At 44.3% G+C, this 18,887-nt stretch carries 17 protein-coding genes; 9 read left to right on the top strand and 8 right to left on the bottom strand.

The annotated features are described in order from the left end of the window. Positions 1-24 precede the first annotated feature (24 nt). Positions 25-801, top strand: a complete 777-nt coding sequence (cobA, locus tag AB4Z08_RS29795) for a uroporphyrinogen-III C-methyltransferase (protein WP_441577439.1) — start codon at positions 25-27, stop codon at positions 799-801. Next, positions 801-1,394, top strand: a complete 594-nt coding sequence (locus AB4Z08_RS29790) for a precorrin-2 dehydrogenase/sirohydrochlorin ferrochelatase family protein (protein ID WP_441577438.1) — start codon at positions 801-803, stop codon at positions 1,392-1,394. The genes cobA and AB4Z08_RS29790 overlap by 1 nt, the downstream gene beginning before the upstream one ends. On the opposite strand, the gene AB4Z08_RS29785 is transcribed toward AB4Z08_RS29790, so the two are convergent. Next, positions 1,395-1,736 (bottom strand): DUF488 domain-containing protein, encoded by a 342-nt coding sequence (locus tag AB4Z08_RS29785; protein WP_441577437.1) that lies wholly within the window; start codon positions 1,734-1,736, stop codon positions 1,395-1,397. 79 nt (positions 1,737-1,815) lie between these two features. On the opposite strand from AB4Z08_RS29785, the gene AB4Z08_RS29780 reads away from it, so the two are divergent. After that, entirely contained in the window at positions 1,816-2,472 is a 657-nt protein-coding gene (locus AB4Z08_RS29780) for an HD domain-containing protein (RefSeq protein WP_441577436.1), read from the top strand. Between the two features lie 33 nt (positions 2,473-2,505). On the opposite strand, the gene AB4Z08_RS29775 is transcribed toward AB4Z08_RS29780, so the two are convergent. Beyond that, complete coding sequence (locus tag AB4Z08_RS29775; RefSeq protein ID WP_441577435.1) at positions 2,506-3,030, bottom strand: acyl-CoA thioesterase; 525 nt, start codon at positions 3,028-3,030, stop codon at positions 2,506-2,508. 335 nt (positions 3,031-3,365) lie between these two features. On the opposite strand from AB4Z08_RS29775, the gene AB4Z08_RS29770 reads away from it, so the two are divergent. From AB4Z08_RS29770 to AB4Z08_RS29760, 3 genes are all read left to right on the top strand, one after another. Continuing rightward, positions 3,366-5,012, top strand: coding sequence for a CTP synthase (locus AB4Z08_RS29770; RefSeq protein ID WP_441577434.1), 1,647 nt, complete (start codon positions 3,366-3,368; stop codon positions 5,010-5,012). A gap of 247 nt (positions 5,013-5,259) precedes the next feature. Continuing rightward, positions 5,260-7,119, top strand: a complete 1,860-nt coding sequence (gene yidC / locus AB4Z08_RS29765) for a membrane protein insertase YidC (protein ID WP_441577433.1) — start codon at positions 5,260-5,262, stop codon at positions 7,117-7,119. Positions 7,120-7,202: 83 nt separating this feature from the next. Next, positions 7,203-8,135 carry a M20/M25/M40 family metallo-hydrolase gene (locus AB4Z08_RS29760; RefSeq protein ID WP_441577432.1) on the top strand — a complete coding sequence of 311 codons (933 nt, stop codon included), beginning with the start codon at positions 7,203-7,205 and terminating at the stop codon, positions 8,133-8,135. Here AB4Z08_RS29760 and AB4Z08_RS29755 read toward each other — a convergent pair. The 5 genes from AB4Z08_RS29755 to AB4Z08_RS29735 form a co-directional block, all read right to left on the bottom strand. Continuing rightward, positions 8,132-8,752 (bottom strand): SprT-like domain-containing protein, encoded by a 621-nt coding sequence (locus AB4Z08_RS29755; protein WP_441577431.1) that lies wholly within the window; start codon positions 8,750-8,752, stop codon positions 8,132-8,134. The genes AB4Z08_RS29760 and AB4Z08_RS29755 overlap by 4 nt on opposite strands. Positions 8,753-8,757: 5 nt before the next feature. Continuing rightward, positions 8,758-9,144, bottom strand: a complete 387-nt coding sequence (locus AB4Z08_RS29750; protein ID WP_441577430.1) for a hypothetical protein — start codon at positions 9,142-9,144, stop codon at positions 8,758-8,760. After that, positions 9,137-9,361, bottom strand: a complete 225-nt coding sequence (locus tag AB4Z08_RS29745) for an AtpZ/AtpI family protein (RefSeq protein ID WP_441577429.1) — start codon at positions 9,359-9,361, stop codon at positions 9,137-9,139. Before AB4Z08_RS29745 ends, AB4Z08_RS29750 begins: the two co-directional genes overlap by 8 nt. Continuing rightward, positions 9,330-9,752, bottom strand: coding sequence for a bactofilin family protein (locus AB4Z08_RS29740; protein WP_441577428.1), 423 nt, complete (start codon positions 9,750-9,752; stop codon positions 9,330-9,332). Before AB4Z08_RS29740 ends, AB4Z08_RS29745 begins: the two co-directional genes overlap by 32 nt. 133 nt (positions 9,753-9,885) lie before the next feature. After that, on the bottom strand, positions 9,886-10,290 hold the full coding sequence (locus AB4Z08_RS29735) for a hypothetical protein (protein ID WP_441577427.1): 405 nt from the start codon (positions 10,288-10,290) through the stop codon (positions 9,886-9,888). Between the two features lie 266 nt (positions 10,291-10,556). Here AB4Z08_RS29735 and porW point away from each other — a divergent pair, with 266 nt between their 5' ends. The 3 genes from porW (at position 10,557) to AB4Z08_RS29720 (ending at position 17,520) form a co-directional block, all read left to right on the top strand. Next, entirely contained in the window at positions 10,557-13,637 is a 3,081-nt protein-coding gene (gene porW / locus AB4Z08_RS29730) for a type IX secretion system periplasmic lipoprotein PorW/SprE (RefSeq protein WP_441577426.1), read from the top strand. Between the two features lie 169 nt (positions 13,638-13,806). Then, positions 13,807-16,179, top strand: a complete 2,373-nt coding sequence (locus AB4Z08_RS29725; protein ID WP_441577425.1) for a transglycosylase domain-containing protein — start codon at positions 13,807-13,809, stop codon at positions 16,177-16,179. Between the two features lie 171 nt (positions 16,180-16,350). Continuing rightward, a complete protein-coding gene (locus AB4Z08_RS29720; protein WP_441577424.1) occupies positions 16,351-17,520 on the top strand; it encodes a thioredoxin fold domain-containing protein in 1,170 nt (389 codons plus the stop codon). 91 nt (positions 17,521-17,611) lie between these two features. Here AB4Z08_RS29720 and sucC read toward each other — a convergent pair whose 3' ends face one another. Further along, positions 17,612-18,823 carry an ADP-forming succinate--CoA ligase subunit beta gene (gene sucC / locus AB4Z08_RS29715; protein ID WP_441577423.1) on the bottom strand — a complete coding sequence of 404 codons (1,212 nt, stop codon included), beginning with the start codon at positions 18,821-18,823 and terminating at the stop codon, positions 17,612-17,614. Positions 18,824-18,887: the final 64 nt, after the last annotated feature.

Raw genomic sequence — 18,887 nt, 5'->3', positions numbered from 1 at the left:
CATTCATCAAAACAAGACCAACTCATGCAAAATATACAACCCAAACTCACATTGATAGGTGCAGGCCCAGGGGATCCGGAATTGATCACTGTTAAGGGGTTAAAGGCCATTCAGAACGCCCGGGTAATCCTTTATGACGCATTGTCCAGCAACGAATTGCTGGACCATGCGCCGGCTAACTGTCTTCGTCGCTTTGTAGGTAAACGCGCAGGCATGCACGTTTACTCACAGGATGAAATAAACAGGATGATTGTAAAATATGCACTAACTTATGGTAGCGTGGTACGCCTGAAAGGAGGCGACTCCTTTGTATTCGGTCGCGGCCAGGAGGAAATTGCCTTTGCTCAGCAGTTTGGGATTACTGCAGAAGTAATACCTGGTATTTCCAGCGCGATCTCTGTACCTGGTGTTAACAAAATTCCGGTAACAGCACGCAATGTAAGTGAAGGTTTCTGGGTAATTACCGGTAACACACAAAACGGAAATTTATCCCGTGACCTGGATCACGCTATCAGGGCCAATACTACCGTCATTGTCCTGATGGGGATGAGCAAACTGTCGGAAATTGCACAGATCTACAGCGCAGCAGGAAAGGGGCATACCCCCGCTGCTATTATTCAGAATGGCACTTTACCCACCCAGAAAATGGGTGTGGGAAATGTGGAAGATCTCCTGGAAATAGCCGCTACGCATGATCTGCATAACCCTGCGGTACTGGTAATCGGTGAAGTGGTAAGTTTCCACGAAGCCTTCCAGGCCTTAAAGAGCAAGGTTTCAGAGGAACTTAAAATTGCCGTATAATGGAAGAAAATCAGTTATTCCCGGTGTTTTTCAAATTGCACCGTCTGCATGTACTCGTTGTAGGCGGTGGTAATATCGGACTGGAAAAAGCCAATGCCATGCTGGAAAATTGCCCCCAGGCAACCATTACAGTTGTGTCATTGGATTTTTTGCCTGAACTGGAAGCAATTACGCACCAGTATCCCAATATTACCCTGATTCAAAAATCGTTTTCCTGTGGTGACTTGCTGGGGAAAGACCTGGTAATAGCTGCTACTAACGACAAAGCCTTTAATTATCATGTATGGGAAAAAGCTAAAGGCAGCAAAGTGCTGATCAATGTGGCCGATACCCCTGAACTCTGTGATTTTTACCTGGGCTCTATCGTAAAAAAAGGAAACCTCAAGATTGCCATTTCTACCAATGGTAAATCACCTACCATCGCCAAACGCCTCAAACAGGTATTACAGGAAGCGATTCCGGATACACTGGATGAAGTGCTGAACAAATTATCACAGATCCGTGATAAACTAAGCGGCGATTTTGCCAGTAAGGTAAGAAAGCTGAACAGTATTACGGATGTACTGGTAAAGCCCGAAAGTGAAGGTGTATAATTATTTTTTAAGCAATTCCAGCAGTACCTGTGCCTGGTTGTTTGTTTCGTCTTTAGCCCCGTATAACAGTGTTACCCGCTGATGTTGCGCTCTCTTTTTAATAGCGGCCAACAATTCTTTTTTCTCCTGTAATTCATGTAAATATCTTGTTTTAAATTCAGCAAACTCCGCTGGGTCATGGTGAAACCATTTGCGAAGTTCGTTGCTGGGCGCTATTTCTTTTGCCCATTCATCTACATGCGCCCGCTCCTTAGATATACCCCTGGGCCATAACCGGTCTACCAGGATGCGGTAGCCATCTGTATCTGCATAATCTTCATAAATGCGCTTAATCTGTAGCATACTTCATTTAACAAGTCAGGTAATAATATTGTTTTTTTTTGCTTTTATGAAATCCCGGAAATTGGATATCATTGTACTTATGAGTAATCAACAGGAAATAATTACAGCAACCGTAGATTTTGTGAAGAAGGAATTAGCAGGGGCAGAAGGAGGCCACGATTGGTGGCATATTTATCGGGTATGGCAACAAGCCAGGCATATTGCCACAAAAGAAAAGGTAGATCCATTGGTAGTGGAACTTGGTGCGCTGCTACATGATATCGCCGATTCAAAATTTCATAACGGAGACGAAAGTATAGGACCAGCAAAAGCAGTGGCATTCCTCCAAACATTGGCGGTGCCGGCGGATATCATCACACATGTAGAAAATATTATCCGTCATATATCTTTCAAAGGCGGCAACCAGAAAGTCAAATTTTATTCAACAGAATTAGGGGTGGTGCAGGACGCCGACAGACTGGATGCTATTGGTGCCATGGGTATTGCCAGGGCATTTAATTACGGTGGGTTTAAGAACCGGTTGATTTACGATCCGGCGATACAGCCTAATCTACAGATGACGAAAGAAGAATATAAAAATAGTACGGCGCCCACCATTACACATTTTTATGAAAAGTTATTGCTGTTGAAAGACCGGATGAATACAACTACCGGTAAAGAGCTGGCAGCAGAAAGACATGCTTTTATGGAATTATTCCTGGAGCGGTTTTATAAAGAGTGGGAGGGGGAAATGTAAGAAAGGGATCGCCTTTGGCGATCCCTAACAAAACTAGATCTTTTCGAAAAACAGCGCTTTTAATTCGTCTGCATCTTCCGGTTTCATTTTGCCACCAAGGATCAGTCTGAGCTGACGGCGACGCAATGCACCTTCATATAATTTTTTTTCTTCTTCTGTATCTGTAATAATACCAGGAACCGGTCTGGAATTGCCATTAGGATCCAGGGCTACAAATGTCATGAAAGCCTCGTTGGATTTATAGCGGTATTGCTGCACCGGATCTTCTCCCCATACTCTCATATGTACTTCCATAGAAGTTTTAAAGGCGCGGCTTACTTTAGATTCAATATGTACCACATTACCCAGTTTAATGGGATTTTCGAAGGAAATATTATCTACAGAAGCAGTTACTACGGGCGCACTGCAGTGTTTCATGCAGGCCAGTGCGGCTGCAATGTCCATCCAGTACATCAAACGACCCCCCATCAGGTTACCGAAGGTATTGGTATCATTCGGTAAAACCAGTTCGGTCATCTGTATCAGTGAGTCTTGAGCTCTCTTTGGCGTTAAAGTCATCTTTTATGTATTTCGGACGCAAATTTACTGTTTATATATTTATAGTTGTGTAGACATTTCCGGAAGTAAGCGTGCCGGATAAAGGTTTTTAACAAATAATTTCCCGTACTTGAAAATTCTTTAAAACGCCCTGTAGATAAGTGATGAGAGCTGAACATATTCTCCCAAAAATTAACAAACAAATAAAGCGATTGTGTAAAAAACTTGGGAGCGAAGCAAATTTGTGTAACTTTGCATGACCTTCGGAAGTTGTTTACTTGATCGGTTTTACACCAAATGCAGTCCGGCACTTCCCCGTTTATAGGTCAAGTATTCTAAGCTGAATTTTAGTTTTTATGGCAAAATATATCTTCGTTACAGGAGGTGTTACATCTTCTTTGGGTAAAGGAATTATAGCTGCTTCACTTGCAAAATTATTGCAGGCACGCGGCTTTAGAGTGACTATTCAGAAATTTGATCCATATATCAATGTGGATCCGGGTACGTTAAACCCTTATGAACATGGTGAATGTTATGTAACGGAGGATGGCGCAGAAACCGATCTGGATCTTGGACACTACGAGCGTTTTCTGAATACGCCTACGTCCCAGGCCAATAATGTTACTACAGGCCGTATTTATCAGACTGTTATCAACAAAGAAAGAGAAGGTGCCTACCTCGGTAAAACCGTGCAGGTAATCCCTCACATCACGGACGAAATCAAACGCCGTATTCTCCTGTTGGGCAAAGATGGTAAATTCGATATCGTGATAACTGAACTCGGTGGTACCGTGGGTGATATCGAATCACTCCCTTACATTGAGGCAGTTCGTCAGTTGCAATGGGAACTGGGAGAAGAAGATTGCCTGGTAGTACACCTCACGCTCATTCCGTACCTGCGTGCGGCTAAAGAGCTGAAAACCAAACCTACGCAACACTCTGTACGCCTGTTGAGCGAATATGGCGTACATCCGGATATCATCGTTTGCCGTACAGAAGAACCACTGTACCGCGATCTGAAAAAGAAAATCGCCCTCTTCTGTAATGTACAGGTAGATGCGGTGATTGAAGCCAACGATGTGCCTACTATTTACGAAGTACCCCTGGAAATGATGCGCGAGAAACTGGACGTTTCCGTGCTGAAAAGACTGGGATTACCTGTAGAAAAAGAGCCTGAACTCGTTAAGTGGCGCGAATTCCTGGATAAACTGAAATATCCGAAATCCAAAGTGACCATCGGTCTGATCGGTAAATATGTGGAATTACAGGATGCCTACAAATCCATCCTGGAATCCTTTATTCACGCTGGTTCCCTGAACGAATGCAAGGTAATTGTACAAAACATTCACTCTGAGCACCTGACACCTGAAAATGTATGCGAAAAACTGAAAAACCTTGATGGGCTCCTGGTAGCTCCGGGCTTCGGTCACCGTGGTATTGAAGGTAAAATAGTAGCTATTCAGTATGCCCGCGAAAATCAGCTGCCTTTCTTCGGTATCTGTTTGGGTATGCAGATGAGTGTGGTGGAATACGCACGTAATGTACTCGGCTGGAAAGATGCACATTCCGTAGAAATGAATCCTGATACTGCTCACCCGGTAATCAACCTGATGGAAGAGCAGAAGAAAGTAACTGCTAAAGGTGGTACCATGCGTTTAGGCGCTTATAGCTGCGAACTTACTCCTGGCACCAAAGCAGAAGAAATTTACGGCAAAACCACCATCAGCGAAAGACATCGTCACCGCTATGAATTTAATAACGACTTCCTCAAAGATTTTGAAGAAGCCGGATTGGTACTCTCCGGTAAAAACCCGGAAAGTGGCCTCGTTGAAATTATAGAGCTGCCATCACATCCGTTCTTCGTAGGTGTTCAATTCCATCCGGAACTGAAAAGTACCGTGGAAAGCCCTGCGCCGGTATTTGTATCCTTTATCAAAGCTGCCAAGCAATACGCTGAAAGCAAGAATGGTAAAGCGAAACTGGAAGAATCGATAGTGAAATAGCTTTTAGCTTTTAGCAGTTAGCTTTTAGTAAAAATGCAGCGAGGATCATAGTATGTCCTTCGCTGCATTTTTACTAAAAGCTAAAAGCCAGCAGCCAAAGGCTAAACTCGCCCTGATCCTCAATTATATACACATTTCCTTTACTTATTTATTATTTTAACCGCAATTAACAGGGGTTTCACCTAAAAAGCATGGTCAATTCATAAAATCATGCTTACCTTTGCTGCCTAAATTTTAATTGCATTTCATGGATAGAAATTCGGTCATTGGGTTTTTACTGTTGGGCGTTTTGTTGGTAGGATATATATTCTTCAACCAGAAACAACAGGCAGGAGCCGCAAGGGAAAAAGCCAGGCAAGATTCCATAGCAGAACTTAACAAGCCTAAAACTACTCCGGTTGCAGATACAGCAAGTCTTGCTGCTGTTGCGAATGGTGGTCAGCTGGACTCAGCTCATCAGGCACTGTTGAGTGGAGAGTTTGGTACTTTTGCCGCTGCCGCCACCGGCAATGTGCAAAACACCGTATTGGAAAATGATGTGGTGAAAATCACCTTTTCCAATAAAGGAGGACAACCAGCAAGTGTACAACTGAAACAATACAAAACGTATGATGGTGCTCCATTAATGCTGCTGCAAAGCTCATTCGATCGTTTATCTGTTGAAGTGCCAGCCAGTTTAACCAAAGTACTGAATAGTGCTGATCTGTTCTTTACCGCCGGACAACCTCAGGAGCTGGCAGGTGGCGTAAAGTCTATCGCTTACCGCCTCAATACCAGCAACCCTGCTGCATACCTGGAATTTATTTATGCCCTCAAACCTGGCAGCTATGTGGTAGACTATACCATCCATGCAGTAGGTATGCAGGGACTGCTCCCGGGCAATCAGAACTATCTGACCCTGCAATGGAACAGCCAGGACGAAAAACAGGAACATGATATGCAGAACGAGCGCCTGAACAACCAGGTGCACTATATGCTGGAAAATGACAAACATGATTACTTCACCCTGAACCGTACCAGCCACGAAAAGCTGGATCACAAAATCAAATGGGTGAGCGTAAAACAGCAGTTCTTTAATACTACCCTGATCGCTAAAGGAGCGCTTTTCAATAACGCGGATGTAAATACCAAAGTACCTGAAAGCCCTAATATCGTAGGTCAGACATTTAGCACCATACAGATTCCGTATAACCGCGCAAATGACTTCTCTTTCCCAATAGAGATTTATTATGGTCCCAACCATTATAAAACGCTGAAATCATTTGATATTGGGTTACAGAAAATCATCCCGCTGGGTACTGGTATCTTCGCTTTCGTGAAGTATGTAAACATCTTTATTATTATCCCGGTGTTTAACTTCCTCAGCGGATTTATAGGTAACTATGGTATCATCATTATCCTGCTCACCCTCTTCATCCGCTTGCTGATAGCGCCTTTCACTTACCAGAGTTATGTATCTCAGGCTAAAATGAAAGTGCTGAAACCAGAAATTGATGAACTGAAAGCTAAATTTGGTGATGATCAGCAAGGCTTTGGTGTAGAGCAGATGAAATTGTTTAAGAGCGCCGGTGTAAACCCGTTAGGAGGATGTTTACCAGCGTTACTGCAGCTGCCTATCCTGGTAGCGATGTACAGCTTCTTCCCGTCTTCCATTGAGCTGCGTCAGGAAAGCTTCCTGTGGGCGAAGGATTTGTCTACCTACGACTCTATCCTGAACCTGCCGTTCGACATTCCTTTCTATGGTGGTCACGTGAGTTTGTTCACCATCCTCATGACCATTACCAGCTTGATCCTGGCGTTCTACAACCGTGGAATGACCGATCAAAGCAACCCGGTAATGAAGTACATGCCATATGTAATGCCTATCATGTTATTGGGTATCTTCAACCGTCTTGCTGCGGCATTAACCTTCTACTACTTCCTGTCCAACGTGATCAGTATCCTGTTGCAGTTTGTTATTCAGAAGTTTATCATTAACCATGATAAAATCCACGCACAGATCCAGGAAAACAAGAAGAAACCGAAGAGCAAATCCAAATGGCAGGAGAAACTGGAAGAAGTGCAGAAGCGCCAGCAGGGAATGCAACAACAGCCAAAGAAAAAGTAGGATTAATACAATCTGAACAATTCAAACATAATTTTTAGCAGAAGGCTTCCCATTAAGGAAGCCTTCTCTATTTTTGAACGGATATGAAGAAGAGTTGGTTATTATTTATGTGCGCCGCGGGCATCTACACGGGCGCACTCGCACAGGATACCATTCCTGATGCCGCCCGGATTCAGGGCATCGTTAATTATCTGGCTTCCGATAAGCTGAAAGGCAGGGGGACCGCAGAAAAAGGAGGCATGAAGGCCAGCCGCTATGTGGCAAAACAGTTTAAGAAACTGGGCCTGCAAACCGTAAATGGCAGTAGCTATTTCCAGGATTTTACCTTCGATAAAAAAGCGCATAAGGATATTCCGAGCCGCAATGTCATTGGTTTCCTGGATAACGGTGCCGCACGCACGATTATCATTGGTGCGCACTACGATCATCTGGGTACAGCTGCTTTATTTGATGGAAAGTACCCGATAGGAGCCATCCATAACGGGGCAGACGATAATGCTTCCGGTGTAGCGGGTTTGCTGGAACTGGCGCGTCATTACGTGAAAAATAAAGGGAAGGAGCCATTTAATTTTCTTTTTATAGCATTTGGAGGAGAAGAACTGGGCTTACAGGGTTCTAAGCATTATACTGCCCATCCGTTGATGCCATTAGACAAGACGCATTTTATGCTCAATATGGATATGATCGGCCGCTATAATCCGGAAAGAGGTATTGGTATAGGAGGTTATGGCAGCGCAGAAGAATGGCCGGCTGTTTTCAAGGATGTACAGCAACCAGGCATTAAATTCTTTACAGATGCTGCCGGCAAAGGCGCTTCTGATCATCATAACTTTTATGTGAATGGTGTTCCCGTAATGTTTTTCCATACCGGCGGACACGATGATTATCACAAGCCTACAGATGATGCACCTAAGTTACAGGCTGCCTCAGAAGCCAGCATTCTGCAGTTGGAAATACAGCTGATTGATCGTGCGATGGCTTTCCCGGTATTACATTATGTAGGGGAGAAGGGCTAGGCAACGAGTTCCACCTCATATACGGGACTAAAAAGATACCATCGGTGAGACGCTACCTCTTCACAGCGGTAGCGTTTTCTTATTTTTTCTCCCCGCCGGAATACACGCCCGTCTTTGGTTTTAAACATACCATTTAGAGGCACCTGCTCTATAAAAAAGTGATTTTCTTTCTCCAGATCATACTTCTTCAGCACCCGCATCAGGTTTTCATCTGCACAGGAGCTGGCAGCCGGATTCGTCATGCTTTGACGCACAGCCATTTCCACATCTGGTGGCAGCAGGCTTTTACCTACAAATCCATGCAATATAAAAGTGAACTCCTGTTTCCATTCTCTTCCATGTGATGCCACGCGGTTGGCATATTTGTTAAAGGTGGTCAGGTGTGCAATTTCATGCAGCAGCGTAAGCAGAAAGGCATACTTATTCAGGGAACCATTGATGCTGATCCTGTGTCCTTTACCCTGTCCATCAGGGTGACGGTAGTCGCCAAGTATACTGGACCGTTCACGGGTAACGGTCAGATGTACCTTGTAGGTGGTTAGAAAATCCATTACCTGGCCGAAGGTGCCTTCGGGTAAGTAGGACGCTAAAGCATTCAGGGGCGCCTCTTTTTTCAAATAGATTATTTTTTTAGCCTTGTCAGCCGGAAAAGACTGAGTGTTTCAAATACAGTATACACCAGGTACAGGAACAACAGCATGAAAATAGTCAGCTTGCTGACATTGGGCTTATAAATAAGCACATAGACAACAACACCTATTACACAAAGGAAGAGTTTTGCAAGGGTAGAGCCGTAAACAGCCCGGATAAATGCATGATGATTGGAGGAAGCGAGTCCCTGGCGGCCCATCAGATAAGACACCAGGGATATAATTGCCATGAGCACGTTGCCCGTCATCAGCACATTTGTATGTGTGCCAAGGCCCAGTAACTGTGCTTTGAATATAATAATGAGTCCGTTAAGAATTCCAAAAACTGCGAATAACCGTATAAAAAATCTATCACTCATGCCGTCGGGTGTCTTTTATAATTTGCCACAAAAGTATGGCTAATGCAATTAAAGAAAAAATGATAAGGGATACAGGGAACCGCCAGCCGATCCGCTGGTCTAGTTTATAACCTGCAAACACACCCAAACCTAAGGTGGCCATCATTTGAAAGGCCAACCCGGCGTAGCGTAATAAAGGATTACGATTATTCGGCTTCCTGGAGGACGGATTTTCCATGTTTCTGATTATCTGCCGGCTGCTGATCGTCCATGTAGCAACGGCCATTGAACTTAGCAGAAGGCTCCATTTCAAAATGAGCAGTGTAAACATCGCCTTTTACCAACGCATTGCCTTTCAGGAACAACAGCTCTTCTACCTTGATAATACCGGTTACTTTCCCCAGGATATCTGCGCTCTGGCATACCAGGTCGCCAACAATATCACCCTCAGGACCTACCACTATCTTCGCTTTGGTAGATACCAGTCCATTTACCTGGCCATCAATTCTGATGTCGCCTTCACACACAATATCACCCTGGATAGTCGTGCCATTGCCAATAATGTTAACAGTGGATGTAGGCAACATGGATTTGTTGTCACCTTTCGATTTCTGATTGTTGTTAAACATAGGGAGTCAGGTTTTTCAAGTTTAGTGATGTAATATAAATAAAATATGTAAATATTTTGGTCTTTATGTATTTAGATATTTCACGCCGCATTCACGTCAACATTGATCACTTAAATATTTAAATAATAGAAAATTAGTAAGTACTGTTATCTACAGCTGGCACTTTTAACATGGTGGTATCGAGTTTTCCGGTAAATTCTCCGTTGATCACCTGTTTAATATTCTTCAGATACTGGTCGCGGGCATTAATGGCTGTTTCTAATGAGTCCGCCCGCATTTTGAGATGGATAAATTCCTTACGTTGTTTCAAATCTCCATAACCGGGTATATAATAGCGTAAAGGCGTAAATACCACGGTGGCTACCGTAATAGCTACCAGTAATACAAACAGGGTGCTGAAAGCAATATACACGCTCATCCGGGAGAGTTTGAACGATGTTACTTCTTCATAGGTATCGTCATTCATAATCACCAAACGGTACTTATGACTGAGTTTTTCCAGGCTTCTTCTGTTGTTTTTATTCCCCTTCTTGGCCATGTTTGTGGTACTACTTAAAGAAATTTATTCCTTTTAAGGCGGGCTAAAGTTAATCATTATTGTAAAATAGGGAAGGGTGTTTTGAGGATTCTATAAAGAAATGACATTTTTTATTTGAAAACCAGCGGATTAAAAGATATCCGCCACCAGAAAAAAGTAGCAGACACTTCTGCGGGACGAGCAGTGAATCAACTATTTTATCCTATCTTTAAAATATTTTTTCAAACTGTAAGTTATATATATTTAGCCTATACACCCTGGCATCCATGAATTGCATCAAACTGCTACTTAAATATCTGGGATTTTTTATATTGTCGTTTTGCCTGGGTTTACCGGCGGTCTGGGCACAGAACAAGCCTCAAAAGCAGCCGCAGCAAACAAATTCCCAAAGCCAGGCCCCCGATAATCAGCAACACAGACCTGTTGCCAAGCCCCTTTTTAAACCTAAGGAGCCTCGTGTACAGGACCGGCGCCCCCCCTCCGAAGTAATGCTGGAAAAAAAGAAATGGAACTGGAAACGAAAGTTTTTCCAGAACATGGCCACGCGCTTCAACTATTATTTTCATGCCAAACAGAAACTCGACAGGGTAGTAAGAACCGCTAACCGCGATGGCCAGGATAACTATAATATGCTGCTGCCTTTCTATCCTTACAGTTTGCAAAGCCAGGGATTCAGCAAAGGAGAACTTGACTCTGTAATAGACAAAACCTCCATGGGTATTCAGCTCCATGACCCCCGCGGCAAATGGATCGATGACTGCTTCCTGCTTATGGGACGCGCCTATTTCTATGAAGGGGACCTCGAAAACGCCAATAAAACATTCCAGTATATCAATATCACTTTCGCCCCCAAACAGAAATCGGAATATAAAACCGTAGTGGGTGCCCGTGAAAATGATCAGATCTCTATTGCCACCAACGAAAAAAGAAAAGGTTTCTTTGGTCGCTTTAAACATGTGAAAGCCCGTAACGACGCTTTCCTTTGGCGAGCCAGAACCCTCCTCGAACAAAAGGAATACGACGAGGTACAGGCCCTCCTTAACTTACTCAATAACGACCCGCATTTCCCGCACCGCCTCGATGGTGGCCTGGCGGAAGTACGCGCCTATAGCAATTATATACAGAAAAGATATCCCGAAACCATAGAGCCCCTGCAACTGGCCATAGATAAAAGCCACGACCGGGTAGCCAGGGCCAGGATGTCCTATATCCTCGGTCAGCTCTATGTACAGCAGCACCGCCCGGATTCCGCCCTGGAGCAGTTCCGTAATGTGATTGGCATGAAACCCGATCCGATGATGGACTTCCAGGCCAGGTTGCAAATCGCTAAAACAAATGCAGAAACAACCGGCGATATCGCAAAAAGCATTGCCGGCCTTCATCATATGCTGAGAAAGCAACGCTTCTCCAGGTTCCGTGATGGTATTTACTATACCATGGGTACCCTGGTATATCCCAAAGATCCGGATGCAGCCATCGGCTACATGAAGCAATCACTGAAAGTACCCAGTGATAACCTCATGCAACGTACCATCACCTATAAAGGGATGGCAGATATTTACTACGATCTGCGTAATTATCCGGACGCTAAAAAATATTACGACAGCACCGCCGGCACCATGAACAAAGACTTCATTGATGCGGCCACTGTAAACGTCCGCAAAGAAGTACTGTCAGATGTAGTGGCTAAACTGGATATCATTCACCGGGAAGACAGTCTGCAGAAAATTGCTGCCATGTCGCCTTCCGATCGTAACATACTCCTCTCGAAAATGGCGGCTACACTCAAAAATGAAGCAGCCGACAAGAAAAAGAAAGATGCACTTTCTGCTGCTAATCCACTCGATGTGAACGCGATGGGTATGACAGGCGGTGGGGCTTATAGACCTAAGGAAGAGAAAGGCGATTGGTATTTTTACAATGCCAGCAGTAAATCTGCAGGCTACTCAGAATTTAAACGCAGATGGGGTAGCCGCCAACCCGGCGATAACTGGCGCCGTAGCCAGAACGGTGTGGTGAATGCAGCTAACAGCAACGCACCTATTGAAATAGCAGAAGAAAGTAAAAACGCTGCCGCCAAGGGTGTGCCTCCGGATAGTGTAAGCGTGGACTTACTGGCTGCCGGCTTGCCACTGACACCGGAAAAACTCACCGCTTCCGAAAAAGCAGTAAAAGATGCCTGGTTTGATCTGGGTAAACTATATCACGATAAACTGGAGAACTACCCACTGGCCATAGAAACCTATGACTCATTGCTGCTCCTTTTCCCGGATCATCCGCGCAAACCGGAAGTATTGTATTCGCTTTATATATGGAATAGTAAACTGAATCATACCGCACAGGCTAACCAGTATAAAACGATGGTATTGAACCAGTATGGTAATACCAACTTCGCAGACATTATCCGTTCCGGTGGATTGAATAACGATGTAGATGTTGCCAAAAAGAAACAGATCAGCGCAGCTTACGATTCTGCCTATACTGCTTTCCGGAATGGCGACTATGCAGGATCCATGGCTATGAAACAAAGGGCCGACAGCACTTTCGGCTTTAGTTTCCTTAAACCCAAGTTCGATTTGCTGGAAGCTATGCTGATTGTTAAAACGGATACCCTTTTTGCAACAGACTCGCTGCAACTGTCACGTAAGGCAGTACAGGCCGTATTGACCAAATATGCTGCCGATGAGCCTATCCGTTTACAGGCCCAGGCCCTGATGGATGCATTGGATCATCGCGCAGAACTCACTGACTACCTGGCTAAACTGGAGGTAAGAAAGAAAGATGCCAACGGACAGCTGCTGGATGAAAATATCACCATGCGTTATCCCTGGCAAAATCCACAGCCGGTACTGGCCGATAAACTGAATGTAGCCAAAACGCGGGCCGATTCGTCCAAAATAGCCGCAGGTATGGTAACGCCATTGCCCGCACCTATTGTGCCTATTGCCCCCGTAAAACCGGTAACTCCTTATAAAATAAATGCTGATAACCCATTCTTTGTAGTACTTTCCTTTGACCGGGTGTCAAAAGAACTCATGGATGAAGGACTGAATCAGTTTACCCGCTATAATTCGGCCAAGCATGCCTCGGATAAAATTGAAGTCGGCAGCTTTGTGCTGACCCCCAATGATGTGATGCTCATTTTCAGGATATTCCCCAATGAGGATAAGGCACTGCAGTACTTTGACGAAATCAGGGATGCTGCACCTGCCAACATCATTCCGCGGATCCGGCCTACAGAATACCATTTCTTCGTTATTTCGAGAGATAACTTTATCCTGCTGAATAGTACCAAAGACCTGGCCGGGTATCGTAAGTTTTTTACAGAAACTTATGTGACCCAGTAAGTATTTTTGGAAATTTAAATAGCTTTGTCGGTCAAACGCTTATAAACAGGCTTGTTTATTGCAGTTGAACTTTATTGAAAAATTTACATATATAGCCAACAGATAGTAATAAATTGCCATTCATTTAAAGGATCAGGCAATTTGGCCATAAAACAAATTATATAAGCGCATGAAAAAATCGGTGAAAATATTGTGGCGGGTGGCTTTTGGTATCTTAGCATTACTTGTTCTCTTTGTTTTACTCATTAATTTCCGTGTAATCGGCAGTATGCCTTCCATGGAAGAACTGGAAAATCCCCGTGCAGCGCTGGCAGCAGAAGTGATTGCGGACGATGGTACCATTTTGGGTAAATATTACCAGGTAGATCGTTCCAGCAGCGATTATAATGAGATCTCCAAAAATGTGATCAACGCGCTGATAGCAACTGAAGAAACCAGGTTTTATGATAACTCCGGTATTGACCCTAAAGGCACACTGGCCATTCCTTTTTATCTCCTGATTGGTAAAAAACGTGGCTCCAGCACCATCACACAACAGCTGGCCCTGAATCTGCAAACAGATAACCTGGGTAAACAACGCTCTGGTAATCCCGTAGGACGTGCTTTTCAGAAAATACAGGAATGGATTATTGCGGTAAAACTGGAAAGAAACTTCACAAAACAGGAAATCCTGACCCTGTATTTAAATACAGTTGCTTTCGGAGATAACGTATATGGAATAGAAAACGGCGCCAGAACCTTCTTCAGTAAAGATGCAGGTCATTTGTCCATAGAAGAAGCCGCGATCCTGATAGGGATGCTGAAGGGAAACACCATCTATAATCCCCGCCGTAATCCGCAGTATGCGCTCGAACGCCGTAATACGGTGATAGACAATATGCAGAAAGCCGGATTCATTACACCCGGAGAAGCCGCATCTGCCAAAAGCAAACCAATTGTACTGCACTATAATAAAATTGACCACAACAAAGGACTGGCTCCTTATTTCAGGGAAGTATTGCGTGATGAACTCAAAGGCTGGTGTAAAAACCATAAAAAAGCTGATGGCTCAGAATATAACCTTTACCGTGATGGTCTGAAAATATATACTACCATCAACCCGAGAATGCAGTTGTATGCAGAAGAAGCAGTAGCCAAGCACCTGGCAGTGCTGCAGAAATCACTCTCTGCACAAAACGATGTTAAAACCGGCAGCGTTTGGAAGAAATGGCCTAAATACCTGGATCAGTACATGAAAGAATCGGACAGGTATAAATTCATGAAGGATGATGAAGCCGATGATTCTACGATTGCCAGGGTGTTCAACACACCCACCCGCATGAAGGTATTTGGCTGGAAAAGTTCTACAGAACCAGACCTGAACGAAATAGATACCATCATGACGCCGATGGATTCCATCAAATATACACGCGCTATTTTACAGGCTGGCTTTATGGCCATGGATCCGGAAAGTGGCGAGGTAAAAGCATGGGTAGGCGGACCTGATTTTCGATATTTCAAAAATGATCACGTGGCTAAAACCCGTCGTCAGGTTGGTTCTACCTTTAAACCCTTCCTGTATTGCTTTGCGATCATGAATGGTTTTTCGGCCAACACTATATTGCCAAATGAACCTATTACGATTAATGGCTGGAGCCCGCATAACTCTGAAGGCAGCACAGGTGGTTCAATTACCATGGCCGGAGCGCTGGCCAAATCACTCAACCTGGTGGCAGCTTATCTGATTAAACAGATTGGCGCCAAACCGTTTGCGGATTTCGCTAAAAATAAAGTGGGTTTCAGCAGCGATATCCCGGCATATCCGGCTATTGCCCTGGGGGCGGTGGAAATCTCCCTCTATGAACTGTTACAGGGGTACACCATGTTCCCTGCAAGAGGTATTAATACCAAACCTATTTATATTACCCGCATAGAAGACAGAAACGGTAACATCCTCGAAACATTTGCACCGGTAAAACGTGAAGTAATCAACGAAAAGCAGGCATACACCATGGTGAAAATGATGGAAGGGGTAGTGGCTCCCGGTGGTACCGGTGCGCGTATCCGTTCACGTTATAACATCCAGGGTGAAATAGCGGGTAAAACCGGTACTACCAACGATAACACCGATGGTTGGTTCATGGGCTATACTCCTAAAATATTGGCGGGCGCCTGGGTGGGTTGTGAAAATAACTTTATCCACTTCAGTACTACCGCAATCGGACAGGGTGCCAATACCGGTTTACCTATCTGGGCTTATTTCATGCAAAAGGTATATGCAGATCCAACACTGAAAGTCAGCACGAATGACCATTTCCCGATTCCGCAGAATATGAGTGAAGATGATATCTACATGAATTATGAGTCTAATGTGAAACCAGGTGCAGAGTCAGAAAATGTAGGTAACGGTTCTGCAGATGACTACGGCTCTGGCGATGCCAATGACTTTGCTACACCAGGCGCAGATAAACCAGAACCAGCGCCGGCTCCCGCACCGAAAAAGGAAGAGCAGAAAGATAAGCCAAAGGCCACTATGCCTGCACCACCTAAAAAGAACGATTAAAGCTATTTTCATCTTATAAAACAAAAGGCCGGGTACAATAGTAACCGGCCTTTTGTTTTTCGTATGGTATAAAACCGCTTATATGTTTTATCCACCAATAAACAAACTGCTGCGGGCATTATAATCCTATTTATTAGCTTCACGTTACCAAACCATTAAAAAAACAGTACGATGAAGTATGCATTTAAAGCACTGCTATTGGCAGGCCTATTGCCCCTTGCTGCCCTGGCGCAGGATAGCACCCAGTTTATCAAAGGCTCCTGGAAGGAGCTCACCACCAAAGCCAGGAAAGAGCACAAACCCATTTTTATAGACACGTACTTTGAAGGCTGCCATGCCTGCAAAGACATGGAAGTAAAAGTATTTCCACGCCCGGATGTAAAAAAATACATGGAAGACAACTTTGTATGCACCGGTTATGACGTATTCAAGGAAGAATTCGGAAAAGAGCTGTGCGCCAAGTATTTCATGACAGGATTTCCCACTTACCTGATTATTTCCGGTGAGGGTAAACTGATTAACACAGGTATGGGCTACCAGGAAGTACCCGATTTCCTGAAATTCCTGCAAACCAATGTCGAAAAGTATAAAGCGGGAGAGTCGCTGACCGGCTTCGGTAACAGTCTGAAAAGAGATGATCCGGACTTTTATACGACCTTCTTTTTCGCGAAAGACCGGAAGTATCCGGCTGCAGAAGTGGTAAGGGAATACCTGTTAAAGCAGTCACAGAAGGACTATTTTAAAGAGTCTGTGTTTAAAGCCATGCAGGTGGCTGGCAAGCTGCCTGACAATTACAGGGAGTTCTTTCTCAAAAACAAAGAAGCTTACGAAGCTCGTTTTGGCAGTGCCCTTACCCAGAATATCTTCAAAGGGTTGCTGAAACAGGATATGGCAGCTTTGCCTAAACAATATGATGAAAAGGCATTTGCCGCCTTTTTAACAAAGCAGCAAACTGTATATAGTGCTGCCGACTGGCAGGAAGCACAGATGTATTATGCAGAAAACTATCTGTCCAGAATCTGCAAGAACGGAAAGGCGTTCCTGGAATTCGCTATTGCTCACAAAGACCGTGACAACAATCGGATCCGCTATATGATCTTCTATATGGGAGCTGAAATGGAGAAGGATCCATCCCTGAAGGAATTATATATTCAATGGGCAGAACCGGCGCTGACTGAAACCTCCAACCTGGAGGCATTAAGCTCCCTGGCTTATATGTGCCTGGAAAGAAATCATAAAGAGCAGGCGAAGAAATATTTTACCTGGCTACTGTCCAAAGGCAGGGCCATGGGAGAATCTGTTGACAGATATAATGAGCAACTGGCTAAACTGAATAGGTAACATAAGGCATAAAGCTATTAAAGCGAATGACCTGAGCAAAGGAGTAATATCCGCTCAGGTCATTCGCTTTAATAGCTTTATGCTTTCAGCCTTATGCTACTGCTTTATTTACCAAAGCAGCTGCTTCGCTTAATAAAATTGCTGACTGTACTTTCAGGCCGCTTTCTTCGATCAGTACTTTTGCTTCTGCAGCATTGGTACCCTGTAAACGTACAATGATAGGAACTTCGATGTTACCAATAGATTTGTAGGCATCGATTACGCCCTGTGCAACGCGGTCGCAACGAACGATACCACCAAAGATATTGATCAGGATAGCCTTCACCTTTGGATCTTTCAGGATAATACGGAAACCTGCTTCTACTGTTTGTGCGTTGGCAGTACCACCTACGTCCAGGAAGTTCGCTGGTTCGCCACCGCTCAGTTTGATCATATCCATGGTAGCCATGGCCAAACCGGCGCCGTTTACCATACAACCTACGTTACCATCCAGTTTCACGAAGTTCAGGTTAAATTTGCTGGCTTCTACTTCAGTAGGATCTTCTTCTGAAATATCACGCAGTGCTTCCAGGTCAGGATGACGCATCAGGGAGTTATCATCCAGGTTTACTTTCGCATCTACTGCTATGATTTTCTCGTCACTGGTTTTGAACAGCGGGTTGATTTCCAGCATGCTGCAATCCAGTCCTACGTATGCGTTATACAGGTTGGTTACAAATTTCACCATGTTTTTGAACGCTTCACCACTCAAACCGAAGTTGAAAGCGATGTTACGTGCCTGGAAAGGCTGCAGGGTCATATTTGGTTTAACCCACTCTTTAAATATTTTCTCAGGAGTGCTGTGTGCTACCTCTTCGATATCCATACCACCTTCTGTGGAGTACATGATAACATTTTGGCTTTTAGCACGATCCAGCAGGATAGACAGGTAAAATTCCTTTACCGGGTTAGCACCTGGATAGTAAACATCCTGGGCTACCAGTACTTTATTTACCAGTTTACCAGCATCGCCGGTTTGAATGGTTACCAGGGTACCTCCCAGTATATTGCCTGCTATGGTTTTAATATCTTCTGCATTTTTTCCTACTGCCACACCTCTTTGTTCCGTACCACGGATCTTACCTTTTCCGCGTCCACCCGCATGAATCTGGGCCTTTACAACGGCAAATTCATTACCAAATTGCACTTTCAGCTGCTTGTATGCTTCCGCAGCCGCTTCAGGGGTATCCACCGGGATGCCTTCCTGTACCGGTACATTATATTTTTTCAACAGTTCTTTAGCCTGGTACTCGTGTAAGTTCATCGGAATAAAATTTGGCGCTAAATTAGGTCATTATGATTTAAATATAAAACTGCAGTCATTTGTG

The organism is Chitinophaga sp. RAB17 (assembly GCF_052114225.1).
Taxonomy (GTDB): domain Bacteria; phylum Bacteroidota; class Bacteroidia; order Chitinophagales; family Chitinophagaceae; genus Chitinophaga.
The sequence above is the reverse complement of the archived record's forward strand: the minus strand, read 5'-3'. Positions and strand labels throughout refer to the sequence as shown.

What these genes read in the sequence shown, in the direction of transcription:
- cobA (WP_441577439.1), top strand. Translation starts at nt 25, where the DNA reads ATGCAAAATATACAACCCAAACTCACATTGATAGGTGCAGGCCCAGGG.
- AB4Z08_RS29790 (WP_441577438.1), top strand. Translation starts at nt 801, where the DNA reads ATGGAAGAAAATCAGTTATTCCCGGTGTTTTTCAAATTGCACCGTCTG.
- AB4Z08_RS29785 (WP_441577437.1), bottom strand. Translation starts at nt 1,736, where the DNA reads ATGCTACAGATTAAGCGCATTTATGAAGATTATGCAGATACAGATGGC.
- AB4Z08_RS29780 (WP_441577436.1), top strand. Translation starts at nt 1,816, where the DNA reads ATGAGTAATCAACAGGAAATAATTACAGCAACCGTAGATTTTGTGAAG.
- AB4Z08_RS29775 (WP_441577435.1), bottom strand. Translation starts at nt 3,030, where the DNA reads ATGACTTTAACGCCAAAGAGAGCTCAAGACTCACTGATACAGATGACC.
- AB4Z08_RS29770 (WP_441577434.1), top strand. Translation starts at nt 3,366, where the DNA reads ATGGCAAAATATATCTTCGTTACAGGAGGTGTTACATCTTCTTTGGGT.
- yidC (WP_441577433.1), top strand. Translation starts at nt 5,260, where the DNA reads ATGGATAGAAATTCGGTCATTGGGTTTTTACTGTTGGGCGTTTTGTTG.
- AB4Z08_RS29760 (WP_441577432.1), top strand. Translation starts at nt 7,203, where the DNA reads ATGAAGAAGAGTTGGTTATTATTTATGTGCGCCGCGGGCATCTACACG.
- AB4Z08_RS29750 (WP_441577430.1), bottom strand. Translation starts at nt 9,144, where the DNA reads ATGAGTGATAGATTTTTTATACGGTTATTCGCAGTTTTTGGAATTCTT.
- AB4Z08_RS29745 (WP_441577429.1), bottom strand. Translation starts at nt 9,361, where the DNA reads ATGGAAAATCCGTCCTCCAGGAAGCCGAATAATCGTAATCCTTTATTA.
- AB4Z08_RS29740 (WP_441577428.1), bottom strand. Translation starts at nt 9,752, where the DNA reads ATGTTTAACAACAATCAGAAATCGAAAGGTGACAACAAATCCATGTTG.
- AB4Z08_RS29735 (WP_441577427.1), bottom strand. Translation starts at nt 10,290, where the DNA reads ATGGCCAAGAAGGGGAATAAAAACAACAGAAGAAGCCTGGAAAAACTC.
- porW (WP_441577426.1), top strand. Translation starts at nt 10,557, where the DNA reads ATGAATTGCATCAAACTGCTACTTAAATATCTGGGATTTTTTATATTG.
- AB4Z08_RS29725 (WP_441577425.1), top strand. Translation starts at nt 13,807, where the DNA reads ATGAAAAAATCGGTGAAAATATTGTGGCGGGTGGCTTTTGGTATCTTA.
- AB4Z08_RS29720 (WP_441577424.1), top strand. Translation starts at nt 16,351, where the DNA reads ATGAAGTATGCATTTAAAGCACTGCTATTGGCAGGCCTATTGCCCCTT.
- sucC (WP_441577423.1), bottom strand. Translation starts at nt 18,823, where the DNA reads ATGAACTTACACGAGTACCAGGCTAAAGAACTGTTGAAAAAATATAAT.